We start from the raw sequence: 14397 nt of genomic DNA, 5'->3' as shown, positions 1-14397 counted from the left end.
CCCCGCCGCGGCCCCCGCCCGGGCCCCCACCCCCGGCGGGGCGCGGCGGGCCGCGCGCCCCCCCCCCCCGGGCCCGGCTGCTCGCTTACCACAACACCCCCCCCCCCCCCCCCCCCCCCCCCCGCGGGGCACATCTTCTCGGGCCGGTCGGCCCGGGACGCACGGCCCGCAACCCGCCTGCCCCCCCCGCGAGACCCGTACCCCCGGACACCCCGCACGCCCGGGCACACCTCGCACGCCCGGGCACACCTCGCACCCACCCGTCGTGTGCTCACCCTCACAGTGGCCCCGCTTGTTCCCTGTGCACCGTCCTGCGGAGGATGAGGGCATGCCACCTACGAGCCCCGGGGACACCTCTGCCGTCGTTCCCGCCGGACGCCGGGCCTGGTGGGCGGTGGCCGCCGTCCTGCTCGCGGTGGCCTGGGGCGGCAACGAGTTCACGCCCCTGCTCGTGATGTACCGCGAGCGGGGCGACATCGGCCCCGTCATGGTCGACGCGCTGCTGGCCGTGTACGTGTTCGGTCTGGTGCCGGCGCTGCTGCTCGGCGGGCCGTTGTCCGACCGGTTCGGCCGCCGTCCGCTGCTGCTGCCCGCCGCACCGGTGTCGGCGGTCGGGTCGCTCGTGCTCGCCCTGGACCCGTCCAGCCCCGTGGTGCTCTCGGTCGGCCGCCTGTTGTGCGGCGTCGCGCTCGGTCTCGCCATGGCGGTGGGCTCCACCTGGGTCACGGAGCTCAGCGCCGCCGCGGGCGACCGGGCCGCCGGACCCCGCCGTGGCTCGCTGTCGCTCACCGCGGGGTTCCTCGCCGGTGCGGGCGTGGCCGCCATGCTCGCGCAGTTCGCGCCCTGGCCCACGCTCCTGTCGTACGTGCTGCACGCGGCGGGGGCGCTGATCGCCGGCGCCGTGCTGCTGCGGGTCCCGGAGACCCGCCCCGCTCGGCCTCGTGCCGATCGTGCCCCGCTGGTCGACGACCTGCGCATCACCGCCGCGCGGAACCCGCGGTTCCTGCGCGTCGTGGTGCCGCTGGCGCCGTGGGTGTTCGGCTGCGCCGGCTGCGCCTTCGCGGTGCTGCCCAGCCTGCTGACCGATCACGTCGGGGGCCTGCCCATCGCGTTCGCCGGGATGATGGCCATCCTGGCCCTCGGTTGCGGCATCGGCATCCAGGTGGTCGCCCGGCGGATCGACACGCCCACGTCGGCCCGGGCATCCGTCGTCGCGCTGGCGATCATCGCGGCGGGGATGGCGCTCGCCGCCTGGGCGTCCGGGTCACTGTCGCTGGCGGTGGGCGTCGCGGCCGCCGTCGTGCTCGGGACGGGGTACGGGCTGGCGCTCGTGGCCGGACTGAGCGAGGTCGCGCGGATCGCCGGGCCCGGGCAGCTCGCCGGGCTCACCGCCGTCTTCTACTCCATGACCTACCTCGGGTTCTTCGTGCCGATGGCGCTCGCCTGGCTGCGCGACACCTGGACCTACGCCGAGATGTTCGGGTTCGGCGTGGTCGCCGTGCTGCTCTGCCTGACGGTCGTCGCGGCGTCGTCGCGCACCGCGCCCCCGGACGGGCTGCGCCGGTAGCCGGTTCGGCAGGACCAGGTCCCACGCCGGACCTGCTACGGCCCGGCGATCGCCTCCGTCCTGCGTGCCACGTGCCGGGACAACAGCATCAGCAGCACGACCTCCAGCCCGATCGTGGCCGCGCCGACGGCAGCGGTGGCGGGCGAGCCAGGCATCATGAATGCGGTGTGTCCCACCAGGATGCCGCCCGCGAGCCAGACACGGTGCCGGTCGCCCCAGTCCGGGGCCGCCGTCCAGCACAGCACCACCCACCCCGCGCCGAGCCCGACGAGGGCGCCGGCCGTCACGGGTACCACCAGCGGCAGGGCGGTGCCCTCGAACGGCGACGCCGGAGCGAGCCCGGGCGGCAGGAGGAGCAGGAGGAACACGACGGTCGCCAGCCCGAGAACCGCGCCTACCACCCCGGGCCGAGGAACGGACGCCGCGGGCGCCGGGACGGTCATACGGACCCGGGGCACCACGCGCAGCGCCAGCCAGGCCAGCAGCACCATGGCCACCACGTACGCGGCCGTCCAGCCCCACGGGGTCAGGTACCCCGGGTCCTCGGTCCACGAGATGACCACCCGCAGGCCCACCACGCCCAGCACCGCCAGCAGGCCGACACCGGCGAGCCCACCGGCGCGCAGGTACGGCCGCCCGCGGTGGGCGGGGAACAGGAGATCCGTCAGCAGCACGGGGACGAGCACGCTGAACACGACGTGCACGCCGACCTGGGACACCCAGTAGCTCCAGTTCACGCCGAGTGCCCGCAGGCCCCAGTCGGCGGCGCCGTACATGTCCGGGCTGGTCAGGGCCTGCAGCCCGAGACCGTCCTCCGCGAGCTGGTAGACCAGGCCCAGCAGCACCAGGGTCGGCCAGCCACCTCCGGCGCGTACCGCGGCCTCGCGTACCACCAGCACGCCCGCGCCGTACATCACCAGCAGCAGCGGCAGGAGAAGCCACGCGCTCGGCACCGCCACGGCCGTGAACGTCAGCTCGGCGCACACCGTGGTCAGCAGCGCCAGCATCCAGGCGGCCCGCAGCCGCCCCGTCGGTGCCTTCACCATCGTTCCCCCTCGTGCTGTTCGTCGGCGTCCCTGTTCAGCGGTGCACCGGTGTCGGGTAGTCCTTCAGGGTGACCGTCCGAGCCACGCGGTCCATGCCGCGGCCGACCAGCGCCTGGGGCAGGTAGGGCAGCAGACGCACGGACAGGTTGCGCCTCCGGATCTGCCCGCGCGTCCGCGGCATCAGGCCGCCGTCGCCGGACGCGCGGGCGAATGCGTGCGCCCGGGCCGTGAACTCCCGCATCTCGTCCTCGTAGGCGCGGAACGCCCGGGTGTGGTCGCCGTCTGCCGCTGCGAGCTCCCCGGCCAGGACGTACGCACCCACCAGGGCCAGGCTGGTGCCGATCCCGGACATCGGGGACGCGCAGTAGCCGGCGTCCCCGAGCAGAACGGTACGGCCGCGCGACCAGCCGTCGACCTCGACCTGGACGACCCGGTCGAAGTAGAAGTCCGGTGCGTCCCAGATCGAGTCGAGCATCCGCGGGATCTCCCAGCCCTGACCCGCGAAGGCGCGCAGGACCGTCCGCTTCTGCTCGTCGACGTCCCGCCGGTCGTGGTCCAGCGGTGGCGAGGGCAGGAAGAAGCCCGCCAGCGCGGTGCCCGGCGTGCGCTGCGGGTACAGGCCGGCGGTCCGGCCCGGACCGCCGGCGCCGCCGGGCATGGTGTACATGAGCTGCCACCCGTCGAGGTCCACGTCCGTGGTGATGCTGTACATCGACAGGTACAGGCCCAGGTCGCGCACGTACTCCTCGTGCGGGCCGAACATCAGCCGGCGGACTGCGGAGTGCACACCGTCCGCTCCCACCAGCAGGTCAACGTGCCGTGGCTCGCCGTGGGCGAACTGGACGTGTACGCCGTCGTGGTCCTGCTGGGCGGCGATCACGGAGTCGTCGAACACGTACTCGACGTCGTTCAGGGTCGCCTCGTACAGGATCCTGGCCAGGTCGGTGCGCTTGATCGCGAGCTCGGCGACGGGGCCGCCCGAGTCGCCGAACACGGCGGGGTCGAACGACGCGACGCGGGTGCCGCGCTCGTCGACGAAGGCCATGCCGCGAGCGCCGGTGTGCGCCGCGCGGACGGCCGGGACGATCCCGGTGCGCGCGGCCACCTCCCGCGCGGTGCCACGGATGTCCACGGCATGGCCGCCCGTGCGCGGGGCCGCGGCACCTTCCACCACTGTGACGTCGAAGCCGTACCGGTGCAGCCAGTAGGCGAGGGTTGGTCCGGCGATCCCGGCGCCGGAGATGAGGATGCTCCGGTTCTTCATGTGCTCTCCCTGTGTGTCGTGGGTGTGGCGGTGCGTGTCTCGGTGCGGCGGGAACCGCAGATGCGTACGGCGTATCGCTGTTGTGCCGCGTCTCGACCGTAGCGAGGATTCACGCAGAACAGTGGACGAACGGGGAGACAAGTGTTCTGGGCGGGTGAGAAACCGACCTAGTACACTTGGGGCGTCCCCTCGAACCGTCGGAGGAGTGCCATGTCGTCGCAGCAGTCCGCACCGCCCTACCGGACGATCGCCGCCGAGATACGTGCCCGGATCGTGTCGGGCGAGCTGCGACCGGGTGACCGGGTCCCGTCGGTCCGCCAGATCGCGTTGCGCCGGGGCGTGGCGCTCGCGACGGCGACGCGAGTTATCGCCGTCCTGCGCGACGAGGGGCTGGTCGAGTCCCGGGTGGGTTCCGGCACCGTGGTCGGCGTGTCGGCCGGGCGCACGGTGCCGGCCCGGCGGGACCGGCCACCGGCCCTCCCGCTGCCGTCGGCATCCGTCGGGCCCGCCCAGGGGCAGGCCGAGCGGGTGCTGGGCCGTGTCGACGTGGTGCGCGCGGCCATCGCGCTGGCCGACACCGAGGGGCTGGCCGCGGTGACGATGCGGCGTCTGGCGGCCCAGCTCGGGGTCGGCCCGATGTCGTTGTACCGGCATGTGGCGAACAAGGACGAGCTGCTGGTCGAGATGGCCGACCTGGCGGTGGGGGAGGCGGTCCTGCCCGACCGGTTGCCGCCGGGGTGGCGAGCCAGACTGACCCTGGTCGCGCGTCGGCAGTGGGAGCTGTGCCGCCGGCATCCGTGGCTGCCGCGCACCGTCTCGTTCACGCGCCCGCTGCTGGTGCCCGCGATGATGGCCCATACGGAGTGGACGCTGCGCGCGCTGGACGGGTTGGGGCTCTCCCCGGCCGTTCGTATGCGGGAGGCGCTCGCCCTGCACGCGACGGTGCTCACCGTGGCCCTGTCGGTCGCCGCCGAGGCGGAGGCCGAGCTGGACACCGGCGTCACGCTCGACCGGTGGACCGTGGCGCACGGTGCCCGGAGGCGCGAGCTGCTGGGCAGCGGCCGGTTCCCGATGCTCGCGGCTACGCCGGAGCGGGCGGGCGAGGACCTTGACGTGCTCTTCGAGTACGTCCTCGCCCGCCATCTCGACGGGTTCGCGGTGCTGGTGGGGGAGCCGGTCAGCCGACCCGCGTGAGCCGGAAGACCTGCGTCGCCGCCCCCGTGCAGGGCTGCTGCGTGAATCGCGTCCCGTCGGACCCCGTCGCGGCGCCGAGGGTGAGGCACGAGCCGCTGTGCCGGGCGGTGAAGGTGAGGCCGCCGCTGGTCGCGGTCGGGCGCCACTGCTGGTTGGTGCCGCCCACGAAGGACCAGAGGTGCACGGGGGCTCCGGCGCCGACCGCGCCCGGTCCGCCGTCGACGTCCCAGACCTTGCCCGCGTGCTGGTTGGTGACCTGGTACCAGCCGCCCGTGGTGGGGGTGAAGCGCCAGCGCTGGTTCGCCTGGTCCGCGGCGCCGCAGGTCCACTGCTGCAGGCCGGTGCCGTCGGCTGTGCCCCAGTCGGCGGCGTCGAGGCACTTGCCGCTGGCCGTGGGCGCGACCTGGTACCAGGACGCCGGGTCGGGGTCGGCGGGGTCGGTGGACGCCTGCGGGTCCCAGGTGAAGGTGGCCACCGCGCGGCCGGGCAGGGTGTGGGTGAGCGAGCGGCCCTCGTCGGTGATCGAGAAGGTACGGCTGCCGGACGAGGCGTTCACGACGAACGCGACCCGGGTGCCGTCCGGGTTCTGGAGCACGACGTTCTGCAGCCCGCCGGGCTGCTCGGTGGTCGAGCCGATGCGCCGGGCGCCGGGGTCTGCGAACTTGCTCAGGTGGCCCAGCACGTAGAACTCGGCATTACGTGTCACGGAGCTGCCCGCGATCTCGACGACGCCGTTGCACCGCGTGCCGCAGTGGCCCTGGTGCGGTCCGCCGTTCTGGTCGAGCGCGAGATTCCAGGTGATGACCGTCTCGCCGCCGTTGCGCAGGTTGCGCACCACGAGGTTCTCCGCGTGCCAGATCAGCGTGTCCCCGAAGGTGCCGGCTGCGTTGTCGCTGTCCGTGCCGGAGCACTCGGTGAAGTACACCCGCTTGCCCGCGGCCACGACCTGGGCCTGTGCCTCAGGGGAGCCGCCGTAGCAGTGGAACGCGGCGCCGACGACGCGGGCGATGCCCTGGGTCCCGGCGAACACGTCCAGCGGGTAGTCGGGGCGGTCCCAGTTGTGGTCGTAGGCAAAGATCTGGGTGCCCAGCCCGGCAGCGGTCAGGCGGGCGTCGAGCACCCGGAGGAACTCGGCCTGCTGGGCCGCCGTCATGCTCGTGGACGGGTAGCTCGTGGCGAAGAGCGGTTCGTTCTGGACGGTGAGGTCGCTCAGCGTGACGCCCTGCTGCGCGTACGCCTGGATCGCCCGGACCAGGTAGTCGGCGTACTCGTCGTAGTTCTCGGGGCGCAGGCTGCCGCCGTTCAGGGAGCCGCCCGTCTTCATCCAGGCCGGCGGCGACCAGGGGCTGCCCATGAACCGGATGCCGGGGTTGACCGCCAGGGCCTGTCGCAGGACGGGCAGGATCTGCTGCTGGTCGCGGGCGATGCTGAACTGCCCGGGCGTGTCCTCGTAGGTGTAGAAGCCGCCCGCGTTGAAGTCGGTGCTGCCGAGCGGTTGGCGCAGGTAGCTCAGCCCGATGCCGTCGCCCGTGCGGGAGAACAGCGACCGCAGCAGCGTGTCGCGGGTCCCGGAGGGCAGGGCGCTGATCAGCGCGGCGGACGCCTCGGTCACCGAGGCCCCGGCGCCCGTGAAGCGCTGCGCCACCTGGCTCGGGTCGACGCGGATGTCGGTGGCCTGCGGGCCCGTGTCGAAGGCGAGGGCGCCGCCGTCGGTGAGCCGTTGGGTGCCGTCGGCGGTCGTGGTCCAGACGTGGGCACTGGTCGGGGCGGCGAACGGGGCCGCGGTCCCGCGGCCGGCGGACGGGTCGTCCGGGGTGAGGCCGGCCGCGGCGGCCGGGACCAGCCCGACGGCCGCGAGGGTCAGGACGCCGAGCGTGGCGAGCGCGGTGCGGAGGGGCCCGGTGCGGGTGGTGCGCGTCATTGCGACTCCCATCTGTGGGTGATGTGCGGCGAGCCTACCCCTACCTACCGAGTGCTCGGTAGGTAGGGGTTGCCCTGATGTGCGCCACCGGGTCCGTAGACTCGCTCGGATGACACGAGAAGCCGGTGTGGGCCGGGTGCGGCGTCCTCCCGCCGAGCGCCGCGCGGAGATCCTGCGCATCGCGATGGAGACCTTCGCCGAGCGTGGTTACCAGAGCGCGTCGCTGGCCGAGATCGCGTCCCGGGTGGGACTGACCCAGGCAGGCGTGCTGCACTACTTCTCGTCGAAGGCCGGTCTGCTCACCGGTGTGCTCGACCTGCGCGACTCGACCGACATCTCGGAGCTCGGCCACGAGCGTCCGCGCGGCCTGGCGTTCCTGCGGCATCTCGTCGACACCGTGCGCCGGAACGCCGGGCGCGAGGGGATCGTGCGGCTCTACACCGTGCTCGCCGCGGAGAGCGTGACCGCCGGCCACCCCGCACAGGAGTGGTTCCGTGGCCGCTACGCGGGCCTGCTCGACCTGGTGGTCGAGGCACTCGACGACGCCGCGGCCCAGGGCGAGATCCCCGCCGACGTCGACGCCGCCACCACCGCCCGGGTGATCGTCGCGACGATGGACGGCCTCCAGCTCCAGTGGTTGCTGGCACCGGGCTCGGTCGACATGGCCGAGGCGACCGAGGTGGCGATCGTGCGGCTGATCGGCCGCGACCTGCCGCCGTCGCCGGACCGCTGAACGCAGGCCGCCCACGTGGCGCCGTGAGCCGTACCGGTTCGTCAGGTCGAGGGTCTGCGGGCCAGGTCGAGACGGGCCTCGCCCGGGCCGTCCGTGTCGTAGGCGACCCACCACGTGCCGTCGTGCGATCGGGTCACCTCGCGCAGCCTCGCTGACGTGGTGACCCGCACCAGCAGCGAGGGGAGACGCCACGACCTCGCGGTGAGGTCGATCGCGGCCGTCGTGGCGCCTGACGGCTCCGGCGCTGAAGGTTCCGGGCCCGCGGAACCTCCGGGGCGCACCTGGAACCGGACCGTGCCGGCACCGGTCCAGCGGAGCGTCGCCGTCGCGCTGTCCGGTTCGGCCGTGGGGTGGGCGGCGGCGTCGATCGTCAGGTCGCTCACCAGGCGGAACCAGCCGACCGGCCCTGGCTCCTCGGGGCGCCAGTGCGCGGTGAGCGGGTGGAACTGGCCGTCGAGCCGGCCCCGGTCGCCCCCGACGTCCTCCGCGCCGACCATGAGGTGCGGCTGCAGCACCGTGGTGGCCACCCGGCGTGCCGTGATCACCTGGCGGGTGGCCCGCGGTCCGTCGAACGTCTCCAGTGCTGCCCGGGTCCGGGCCGGTAGGTCGGGCGCGCCGAGTGCGGCCACCAGCGGGACCAGCGCGAGGTCCCGGTGATGGCCGATGGGCCCCGTGTGGTCGGGGAACGGGGCGCGCTCGCGCCCCACCACCGACCAGATCCAGACCCCGACGCCGGAGGCGTACTCCTGCAGGTCCATCCCGTAGGACCGGTCGTACGGGCCCACCATGTTCGCCAGCCCCGCGTGGTAGTGCCGCGCGATCTCGTCCCACAGCGCGAGCTCGACGGCGGCCGCCCGCGCCGTCGTCGCCGGGTCGAGGCCGTGCCGGCGCCAGAGGGCCAGCCCGTACAGGTCGATGCCGTAGTAGGTGGGGGAGTTGTACTCCTCGAACGTGCCGTGCTCCTCGAAGCGGTCGAAGACCTCGCCCGCCAGGTGCAGGCCCTGCTGGTCCCATGCCGCGTTCCCCGTGCGGCGTCCGACGGCATGCAGCAGGAAGGCCGCCATGAGCGCGATGTTCGAGTAGCCGGCGTCCACCCGGCGTGCGCTCGTGCCGGTGGCGGCCAGGACGAGGGCCGCGTCGATCCGGCTCAGCAGCGCCGGCGGCAGCACGCCGGCGTGGGCGGCCACGACCTGGAGCAGCGTGCAGCCGATGAACTCGCGCCAGTTCGGGTCGTAGTCCCGCCACTCGCGGGCGTGCTCGGGGGAGGGGTCCGGCTCGGCGGGCGAGCGGCGCCACGTCCCGTGCCACGGCACCGCCGGGTCGTCCCACTGCTGGTCCAGCACGGCGCCGAGGGCGGCGACGGCGCGGTCGACGTCGGCCGTCGCCCCGCCGTCCGCTGCCCGGGACAGGAGGCCCAGGGCGTACCAGCAGGTCTCGCGCACGTGATGGTCGCGCGGTCCGGCCGCCCAGGTGGGATCCGCGAGCAGCGACGCCCGCGGGTCCCACCAGCCGTCCAGCACCTCCAGCGGCCCGGCAGGGCCCATCAGACGTCCCGCAGCCGGGGCACGACGTCCTCGGCCAGCCGGGTCGCCCACGGCACCGGGTCCTGGTAGAGCGGCGGCATGAGGGCGACGAGCGTGATGCCGAGCGCGCTGTACCGCTCCATGTCGGCGAGGAAGCCGTCGACGTCGCCGGTGGGGTCGCCCTGGAAGAGCATGGTCTTCTCGATGGCGTCGTAGTCGGTGCCGAGCCGGTCGCAGTGCTCGCGGAGCACGTCGAGCTTGTGGCCGACCATCTCCACCCCCTCCGGGCCCGGCGCGCCGAAGAGGTTGCACGCCTGGGCGTACTGGGCCACCAGCCGCAGGGTCTTGCGCTCGCCGCCGCCGCCGATCATGACGGGTACCGCGCCACGGGGCGGACGCGGCAGGTTGATGGTCTCCGCGAGGTGGTAGTGCTTGCCGTCGTAGGCGCCGTCGTCGTCCGACCACATCTGGCGGCAGATCTGCAGGGTCTCCTCCAGGCGCTCGAAGCGTTCGGCGACGGGCGGGAACGGCACGCCGAGGCCGGCGTGCTCACGGTCGTACCAGGCCGCCCCGATGCCCAGCATCGCGCGGCCGCGGGACAGGACGTCCAGCGTGGAGACCGTCTTGGCCAGCAGCCCGGGGTACCGGTAGGTGACACCCGTGACCAGCAGGCTCAGCCGGACGTTCTTCGTGACGCCGGCGAGGTAGCCGAGCGTCGTGTACCCCTCCAGCATCGGTTCGTAGGGGCCACCCGTGTGGAGCATCTGGAACCAGTGGTCCATGACGGTCATGAGGCTCACACCGCCGTCGTCGGCGATCCGCGCGGTCTCGGTGAGTCGGTCGGCCAGGGTGGTCTCCCACTCGGGGTGCGTGAACGTGGAGTAGTGCAGTCCTAGGTCCATGGTTCCCGACGCTATGCCGTCGCGGCCCCGTCAGCCAGGCCTCGCCGATCCCCGGACCAGGACGGCACCGGACCGGCGGGCGTACTCCTGAGGGACGACCACAAGATCCACCCGTCGGGGGAGGTGCACGCGGCAGGGTCTGGCCTACGGTGACGACATGGCGACCGGAGGACCCGACGAGGAGCGCGACGACGACACCACGCCGACCGCGGGCTCGAGCTGGGGCGTGGGGATCGCGGTCGGCCTCGGCATCGGGGTGGCGTTCGGCGTGGCGCTGGACAACATCGCCCTGGGCATCGTGTTCGGGGCGGCGTTCGCGCCGGTGTTCGCGATGCTGAACGCCGGGTCCGGGCCGGGGCGGCGCAAGGAGCCGGGCGGCGACCCGCAGCGGCCGGGCACCACCCCGCCGGACTCCCGCGCCCGCTGACCGGCGGGCCGCACCCGTTCAGCAGCGCAGTCGCCCAGCAGTCCGAGGCCCGCCCCGCGCCGGTGTCGCGATCGGGTCAGCGGGTCAGGGAACGGACCGTACGGTGCGGCCGGAAGCCCAGGCGTGCGTACAGGTGACCCGGCGTGTCACCCACCTCGGCGGCGATCCCGACCGGGCCGGCACCCTCGGCGCGCAGCGCCCCGACCGCGTGGCGCAGCAGTGCCCTGGCCACGCCGTGCCCCCGGTGCTCCGGGGCCACGAAGACGTCCTCGACCACGCCCTGCCCCGACGGCGCACGCCAGGCGCACACGAATCCGGCGACGTCCCCCCGCCGTTCCGCGCAGAAGTAGGTCGCGTGCCGTTCGAGGGCCTGCCGGTGGGCGACCGTGGCGTCGGTGTCGGCCACGGGCCGCTCCGGCACGCCGTGGCGCGCGTCCTCCTCGAGGTGGTCCGTGCGCAGCATGGCACGCCGCGCCGCCCAGCCGGGGTCGGCGTCCTCGGCGCGCAGCACGCGATGCTGCGGTGCCGTGCCGGCGAGCGCCTGCCGGTCCGGCAGCACGAGGCGGAGCTCGTCCTCGGCCGCCCAGCCGTCGAGCAGCAGCTCCGCCTCGACCCAGCGTGGTGTACGGTCCTCGACCACGACCCGCCGGCACCCGCGCGCCGCCGCCGTCGCGAGGTCGTGCCGCAGCACCTCGGCGTCGCGGGGTGTCACGGCGTACAGGAAGGTGGCCAGGCCGAGCCGTGGTGCGGCCTCCCGGCGGGCCAGGCAGGAGCCGTCGAGCTGCTCGTGGGTGCTGGCCAGGCCCCAGAACCGGACCGTGTCGTCCTCGGGTGCGGGCATGGGCCCACCGTAGCGGCGGTCGCCGTCTCCCCGCGCCGACCCCGGCCCGTCGTGCCAGTCTGCTGCGTGGGGCACGCGCACCGGCGCACGGACCGCGCCGTCCGCCCGGGACCTGGGAGGCGCTGCATGACCGCACCGATCGCAGAGGCAGGACCGCAGGCGTTGCCGAAGGGCAGGGTCTGGGCCATCTTCGGCGGGCTGATGCTCGCGATGCTGCTCGCCGCGCTCGACCAGACCATCGTGGCCACCGCGCTGCCCACCATCGTGTCCGACCTGGGCGGCGCCGAGCACCTGTCCTGGGTCGTGACGGCGTACATGCTGGCCAGCACCGCGACCACCGTGCTCTGGGGCAAGCTCGGCGACCTGTTCGGGCGCAAGCCGCTCTTCCTCGCCTGCATCGTCATCTTCCTCGCGGGATCGGTGCTGGCCGGCACGTCGCAGACCATGGGTCAGCTCATCGCCTGGCGTGCCCTGCAGGGCGTCGGGGGCGGTGGGCTCATGGTGCTGTCGCAGGCGATCATCGGCGACGTGGTGCCACCCCGGGACCGCGGCCGGTACCAGGGTCTGTTCGGGGCGGTCTTCGGTGTCTCGTCGGTCGCGGGGCCCCTGCTGGGCGGGTTCTTCGTCGACAACCTCGACTGGCGCTGGGTGTTCTACGTCAACGTGCCCGTCGGCGTCCTCGCGCTGGTGGCCGTCGCCGCGGTGCTGCCGCGCATCGCGACCGGGACGCGGCCGCGCATCGACTACGCGGGCATCGTCCTGCTGGCCACGGTCTCGACCGCGATCGTGCTGCTCACGAGCCTGGGCGGCACCACGTGGGGGTGGAGCTCGGCGCCCGTGTACGCGATGGCGGCGCTCGCGGTGGCCGGCCTCGTCGCGTTCGTCGCCGTCGAGCGGCGTGCCCCCGAGCCGGTGCTGCCGCTGCACCTGTTCCGCGACAAGGTGTTCTCCGTCGCCGCGGTGATCGGGTTCGCGGTGGGCTTCGCGATGTTCGGCGCCATCACCTACCTGCCGCTGTACCTGCAGACGGTCAAGGGTTCCACGCCCACCGAGTCCGGGCTGGAGATGACGCCGATGATGCTCGGCCTGCTGCTCACGTCGATCGGCTCGGGCCAGCTCATCTCGCGCACCGGCCGCTACAAGGTCTACCCGATCCTCGGTACGGCGGTGACCGCAGCGGGCCTCTACCTGCTCTCTCTCATGGACCAGGCCACGACGACGCTCCAGGCCGGCCTGAGCATGTTCGTGCTCGGCGCGGGGCTCGGCATGGTGACGCAGGTGCTGGTCATCGCCGTGCAGAACGCCGTGAGCTACCGCGACCTGGGTACCGCGACGTCGGGCACCACCTACTTCCGCACCATCGGTTCGTCCGTCGGCGTGGCGGTGTTCGGCACGGTGTTCGCGAACCGGCTCGCGGCCGAGCTGGCCCGGTCGGTCCCGGGCGGGGCGCAGGGCCCGTGCGGGCCCGAGTCGCTGTCGGCGTCCACGCAGGCGCTCGCGCAGTGCCCGCCCGGGGTGCAGACGTGGTTCCTCGACGCGTACACGGGCGCCCTGCACGTCGTGTTCCTCGGGGCGGTGCCTGTGGCGCTGCTGGCGTTCGCGCTGACGTGGCTGCTGCCCGAGGTGGAGCTGCGCACGGCCACGCGCGGCGGCGACGGCACCGAGGCGGGGCATGCGGCGGGAGCGTCGTTCGCGCTGCCGTCGTCCCGCACGTCGCTGGAGGAGCTGCGCATGATCCTGTGGCGCCGCGTGGGCAAGCGCGACCCGTTGCGGGTCTACGACCTGGTCGCGGCCGACGTCGGGCTGTCGGCGCGGGAGGCGTGGATGCTCACGAGGGTCTCGCTCAAGCGGACCCGTTCCCTGCGGCTCATGGCCGAGCGCACCGGCGCCGACCAGGACGTGGTGCGGGTCGTGGCGGGTTCCCTCGAGACCCGTGGCCTCGTGACCGTCGACGGCGACACGGTGCGGGCGCTGCCGGCCGGTGACGCCGTCGCCGAGGCGATCCGGGAGGCCGAGCGGGAGCGGTTGCGGCGGTACGTCGCCGAGTGGCCCGACGGCGACGAGCCGGAGGTCGCGCAGCTCGTGGACCAGCTCACGCGCGACCTCCTGACGGACGCGGCCGACCGCCCCTGACGGCCGCCCGCCGCCGGCCTCGTCGGTCAGTCCTCCACCACCGCCGTGACGCGGATCTCGACGCGCATCCCGGGCGCCCCCAGGGCGGACACACCGGTCTCCGTCCAGACCGGTGCCCGGTCGCCCATCCGTGCGCGGAACTGCTCGACCATCACGCGGTTGGTCGTCTCCCCGATGTACCCGGCCTCCTCGGGCAGGTGGTAGGAGTTGACGTGCACCACGTCGCTCCACGACGCACCGGCCGCCTGCAGCACGCGTCCGACGTTGTCGAACGCCCGGACGATCTCCTCCTCGAGGTCGTCCGGGAACGTGAGGTCGTCGTCCCAGCCGCCCTGGCCCGAGATCTCCACCCGGTTCCCGACGCGGACCGCCTGGTGGTACCGCATCCGCTCCAGCATCCGGTCGCCGTACCCGGGCACGGTGAAGAACTGGGGCTTCTCGTCGACCACGGCGGTCGCCTCGATCTCGACCAGGTGGTCGGGCACGTCCAGGGCGGCGACGCCGATGAGCGCGGCGGGCGGAGGCGCCGTGATCCCGAGCCGGGCGGCAGCGCGTTCCATGCCCTCCAGGAGCTGGGGCATCTTGTCCGGCGTCCAGTCCACGACGTACACGGTCAGCCGCACGACGTCGTCCAGGCCGGCGCCCGCGGCACGCAGCGCCACCTCGACGTTCGCGTAGCTCTGCTCGACCTGGGCCGCGAGGTCATCGGCGCCGACGGTGACGCCGTCGGCGTCCCAGGCGACCTGCCCGGCGACGAAGACCTGCCGGGTGCCCGTCGCGACGGCGACCTGGTGGTAGGCCGCGCTCCGGACGAGGCCCTCGGGGTTGCTGAGGGTGACGCTCATG

General features: G+C 73.8%; 12 protein-coding genes. 5 read left to right on the top strand and 7 right to left on the bottom strand.

Annotated features, from left to right (window positions below; all coding sequences use genetic code 11):
- Positions 1-328: 328 nt before the first annotated feature.
- Positions 329-1567, top strand: coding sequence for an MFS transporter (locus ACIG47_RS19770; RefSeq protein ID WP_397432805.1), 1239 nt, complete (start codon positions 329-331; stop codon positions 1565-1567).
- Positions 1568-1602: 35 nt separating this feature from the next.
- Here ACIG47_RS19770 and ACIG47_RS19765 read toward each other — a convergent pair whose 3' ends face one another.
- A complete protein-coding gene (locus tag ACIG47_RS19765) occupies positions 1603-2613 on the bottom strand; it encodes a hypothetical protein (RefSeq protein ID WP_397415868.1) in 1011 nt (336 codons plus the stop codon).
- A 34-nt stretch (positions 2614-2647) separates the two neighbouring features.
- Positions 2648-3877: an FAD-dependent monooxygenase gene (locus tag ACIG47_RS19760; protein ID WP_397432803.1), complete on the bottom strand. Its 1230-nt coding sequence runs from the start codon at positions 3875-3877 to the stop codon at positions 2648-2650.
- Between the two features lie 210 nt (positions 3878-4087).
- On the opposite strand from ACIG47_RS19760, the gene ACIG47_RS19755 reads away from it, so the two are divergent.
- The gene (locus ACIG47_RS19755; RefSeq protein ID WP_397415864.1) at positions 4088-5071 is read left to right on the top strand and encodes a GntR family transcriptional regulator; all 984 of its coding nucleotides are present in this window, start codon (positions 4088-4090) and stop codon (positions 5069-5071) included.
- Here the strand turns inward: ACIG47_RS19755 and ACIG47_RS19750 are convergent.
- Positions 5055-6992 carry an RICIN domain-containing protein gene (locus ACIG47_RS19750; RefSeq protein WP_397432802.1) on the bottom strand — a complete coding sequence of 646 codons (1938 nt, stop codon included), beginning with the start codon at positions 6990-6992 and terminating at the stop codon, positions 5055-5057. The two genes, ACIG47_RS19755 and ACIG47_RS19750, sit on opposite strands and share 17 nt — an antisense overlap.
- A gap of 109 nt (positions 6993-7101) precedes the next feature.
- On the opposite strand from ACIG47_RS19750, the gene ACIG47_RS19745 reads away from it, so the two are divergent.
- Positions 7102-7725, top strand: a complete 624-nt coding sequence (locus ACIG47_RS19745) for a TetR family transcriptional regulator (RefSeq protein WP_397432801.1) — start codon at positions 7102-7104, stop codon at positions 7723-7725.
- 41 nt (positions 7726-7766) lie between these two features.
- Here the strand turns inward: ACIG47_RS19745 and ACIG47_RS19740 are convergent, their stop codons facing one another.
- Entirely contained in the window at positions 7767-9269 is a 1503-nt protein-coding gene (locus ACIG47_RS19740; protein WP_397432800.1) for a hypothetical protein, read from the bottom strand.
- Positions 9269-10150, bottom strand: coding sequence for an LLM class F420-dependent oxidoreductase (locus ACIG47_RS19735; protein ID WP_397432799.1), 882 nt, complete (start codon positions 10148-10150; stop codon positions 9269-9271). The genes ACIG47_RS19740 and ACIG47_RS19735 overlap by 1 nt, the downstream gene beginning before the upstream one ends.
- A gap of 157 nt (positions 10151-10307) precedes the next feature.
- Between ACIG47_RS19735 and ACIG47_RS19730 the strand changes: the two genes are divergently transcribed.
- Positions 10308-10577, top strand: a complete 270-nt coding sequence (locus tag ACIG47_RS19730; RefSeq protein WP_397415854.1) for a hypothetical protein — start codon at positions 10308-10310, stop codon at positions 10575-10577.
- A 76-nt stretch (positions 10578-10653) separates the two neighbouring features.
- Here the strand turns inward: ACIG47_RS19730 and ACIG47_RS19725 are convergent, their stop codons facing one another.
- Positions 10654-11418, bottom strand: a complete 765-nt coding sequence (locus tag ACIG47_RS19725) for a GNAT family N-acetyltransferase (RefSeq protein ID WP_397415852.1) — start codon at positions 11416-11418, stop codon at positions 10654-10656.
- Positions 11419-11544: 126 nt separating this feature from the next.
- Between ACIG47_RS19725 and ACIG47_RS19720 the strand changes: the two genes are divergently transcribed.
- The gene (locus tag ACIG47_RS19720; protein ID WP_397432797.1) at positions 11545-13551 is read left to right on the top strand and encodes a DHA2 family efflux MFS transporter permease subunit; all 2007 of its coding nucleotides are present in this window, start codon (positions 11545-11547) and stop codon (positions 13549-13551) included.
- Positions 13552-13577: 26 nt separating this feature from the next.
- Here the strand turns inward: ACIG47_RS19720 and ACIG47_RS19715 are convergent, their stop codons facing one another.
- Entirely contained in the window at positions 13578-14396 is an 819-nt protein-coding gene (locus ACIG47_RS19715; RefSeq protein ID WP_397432796.1) for a Rid family hydrolase, read from the bottom strand.
- Position 14397 lies beyond the last annotated feature (1 nt).

Source organism: Promicromonospora sp. NPDC052451, assembly GCF_044547525.1.
GTDB lineage: Bacteria > Actinomycetota > Actinomycetes > Actinomycetales > Cellulomonadaceae > Promicromonospora.
The sequence above is the reverse complement of the archived record's forward strand: the minus strand, read 5'-3'. Positions and strand labels throughout refer to the sequence as shown.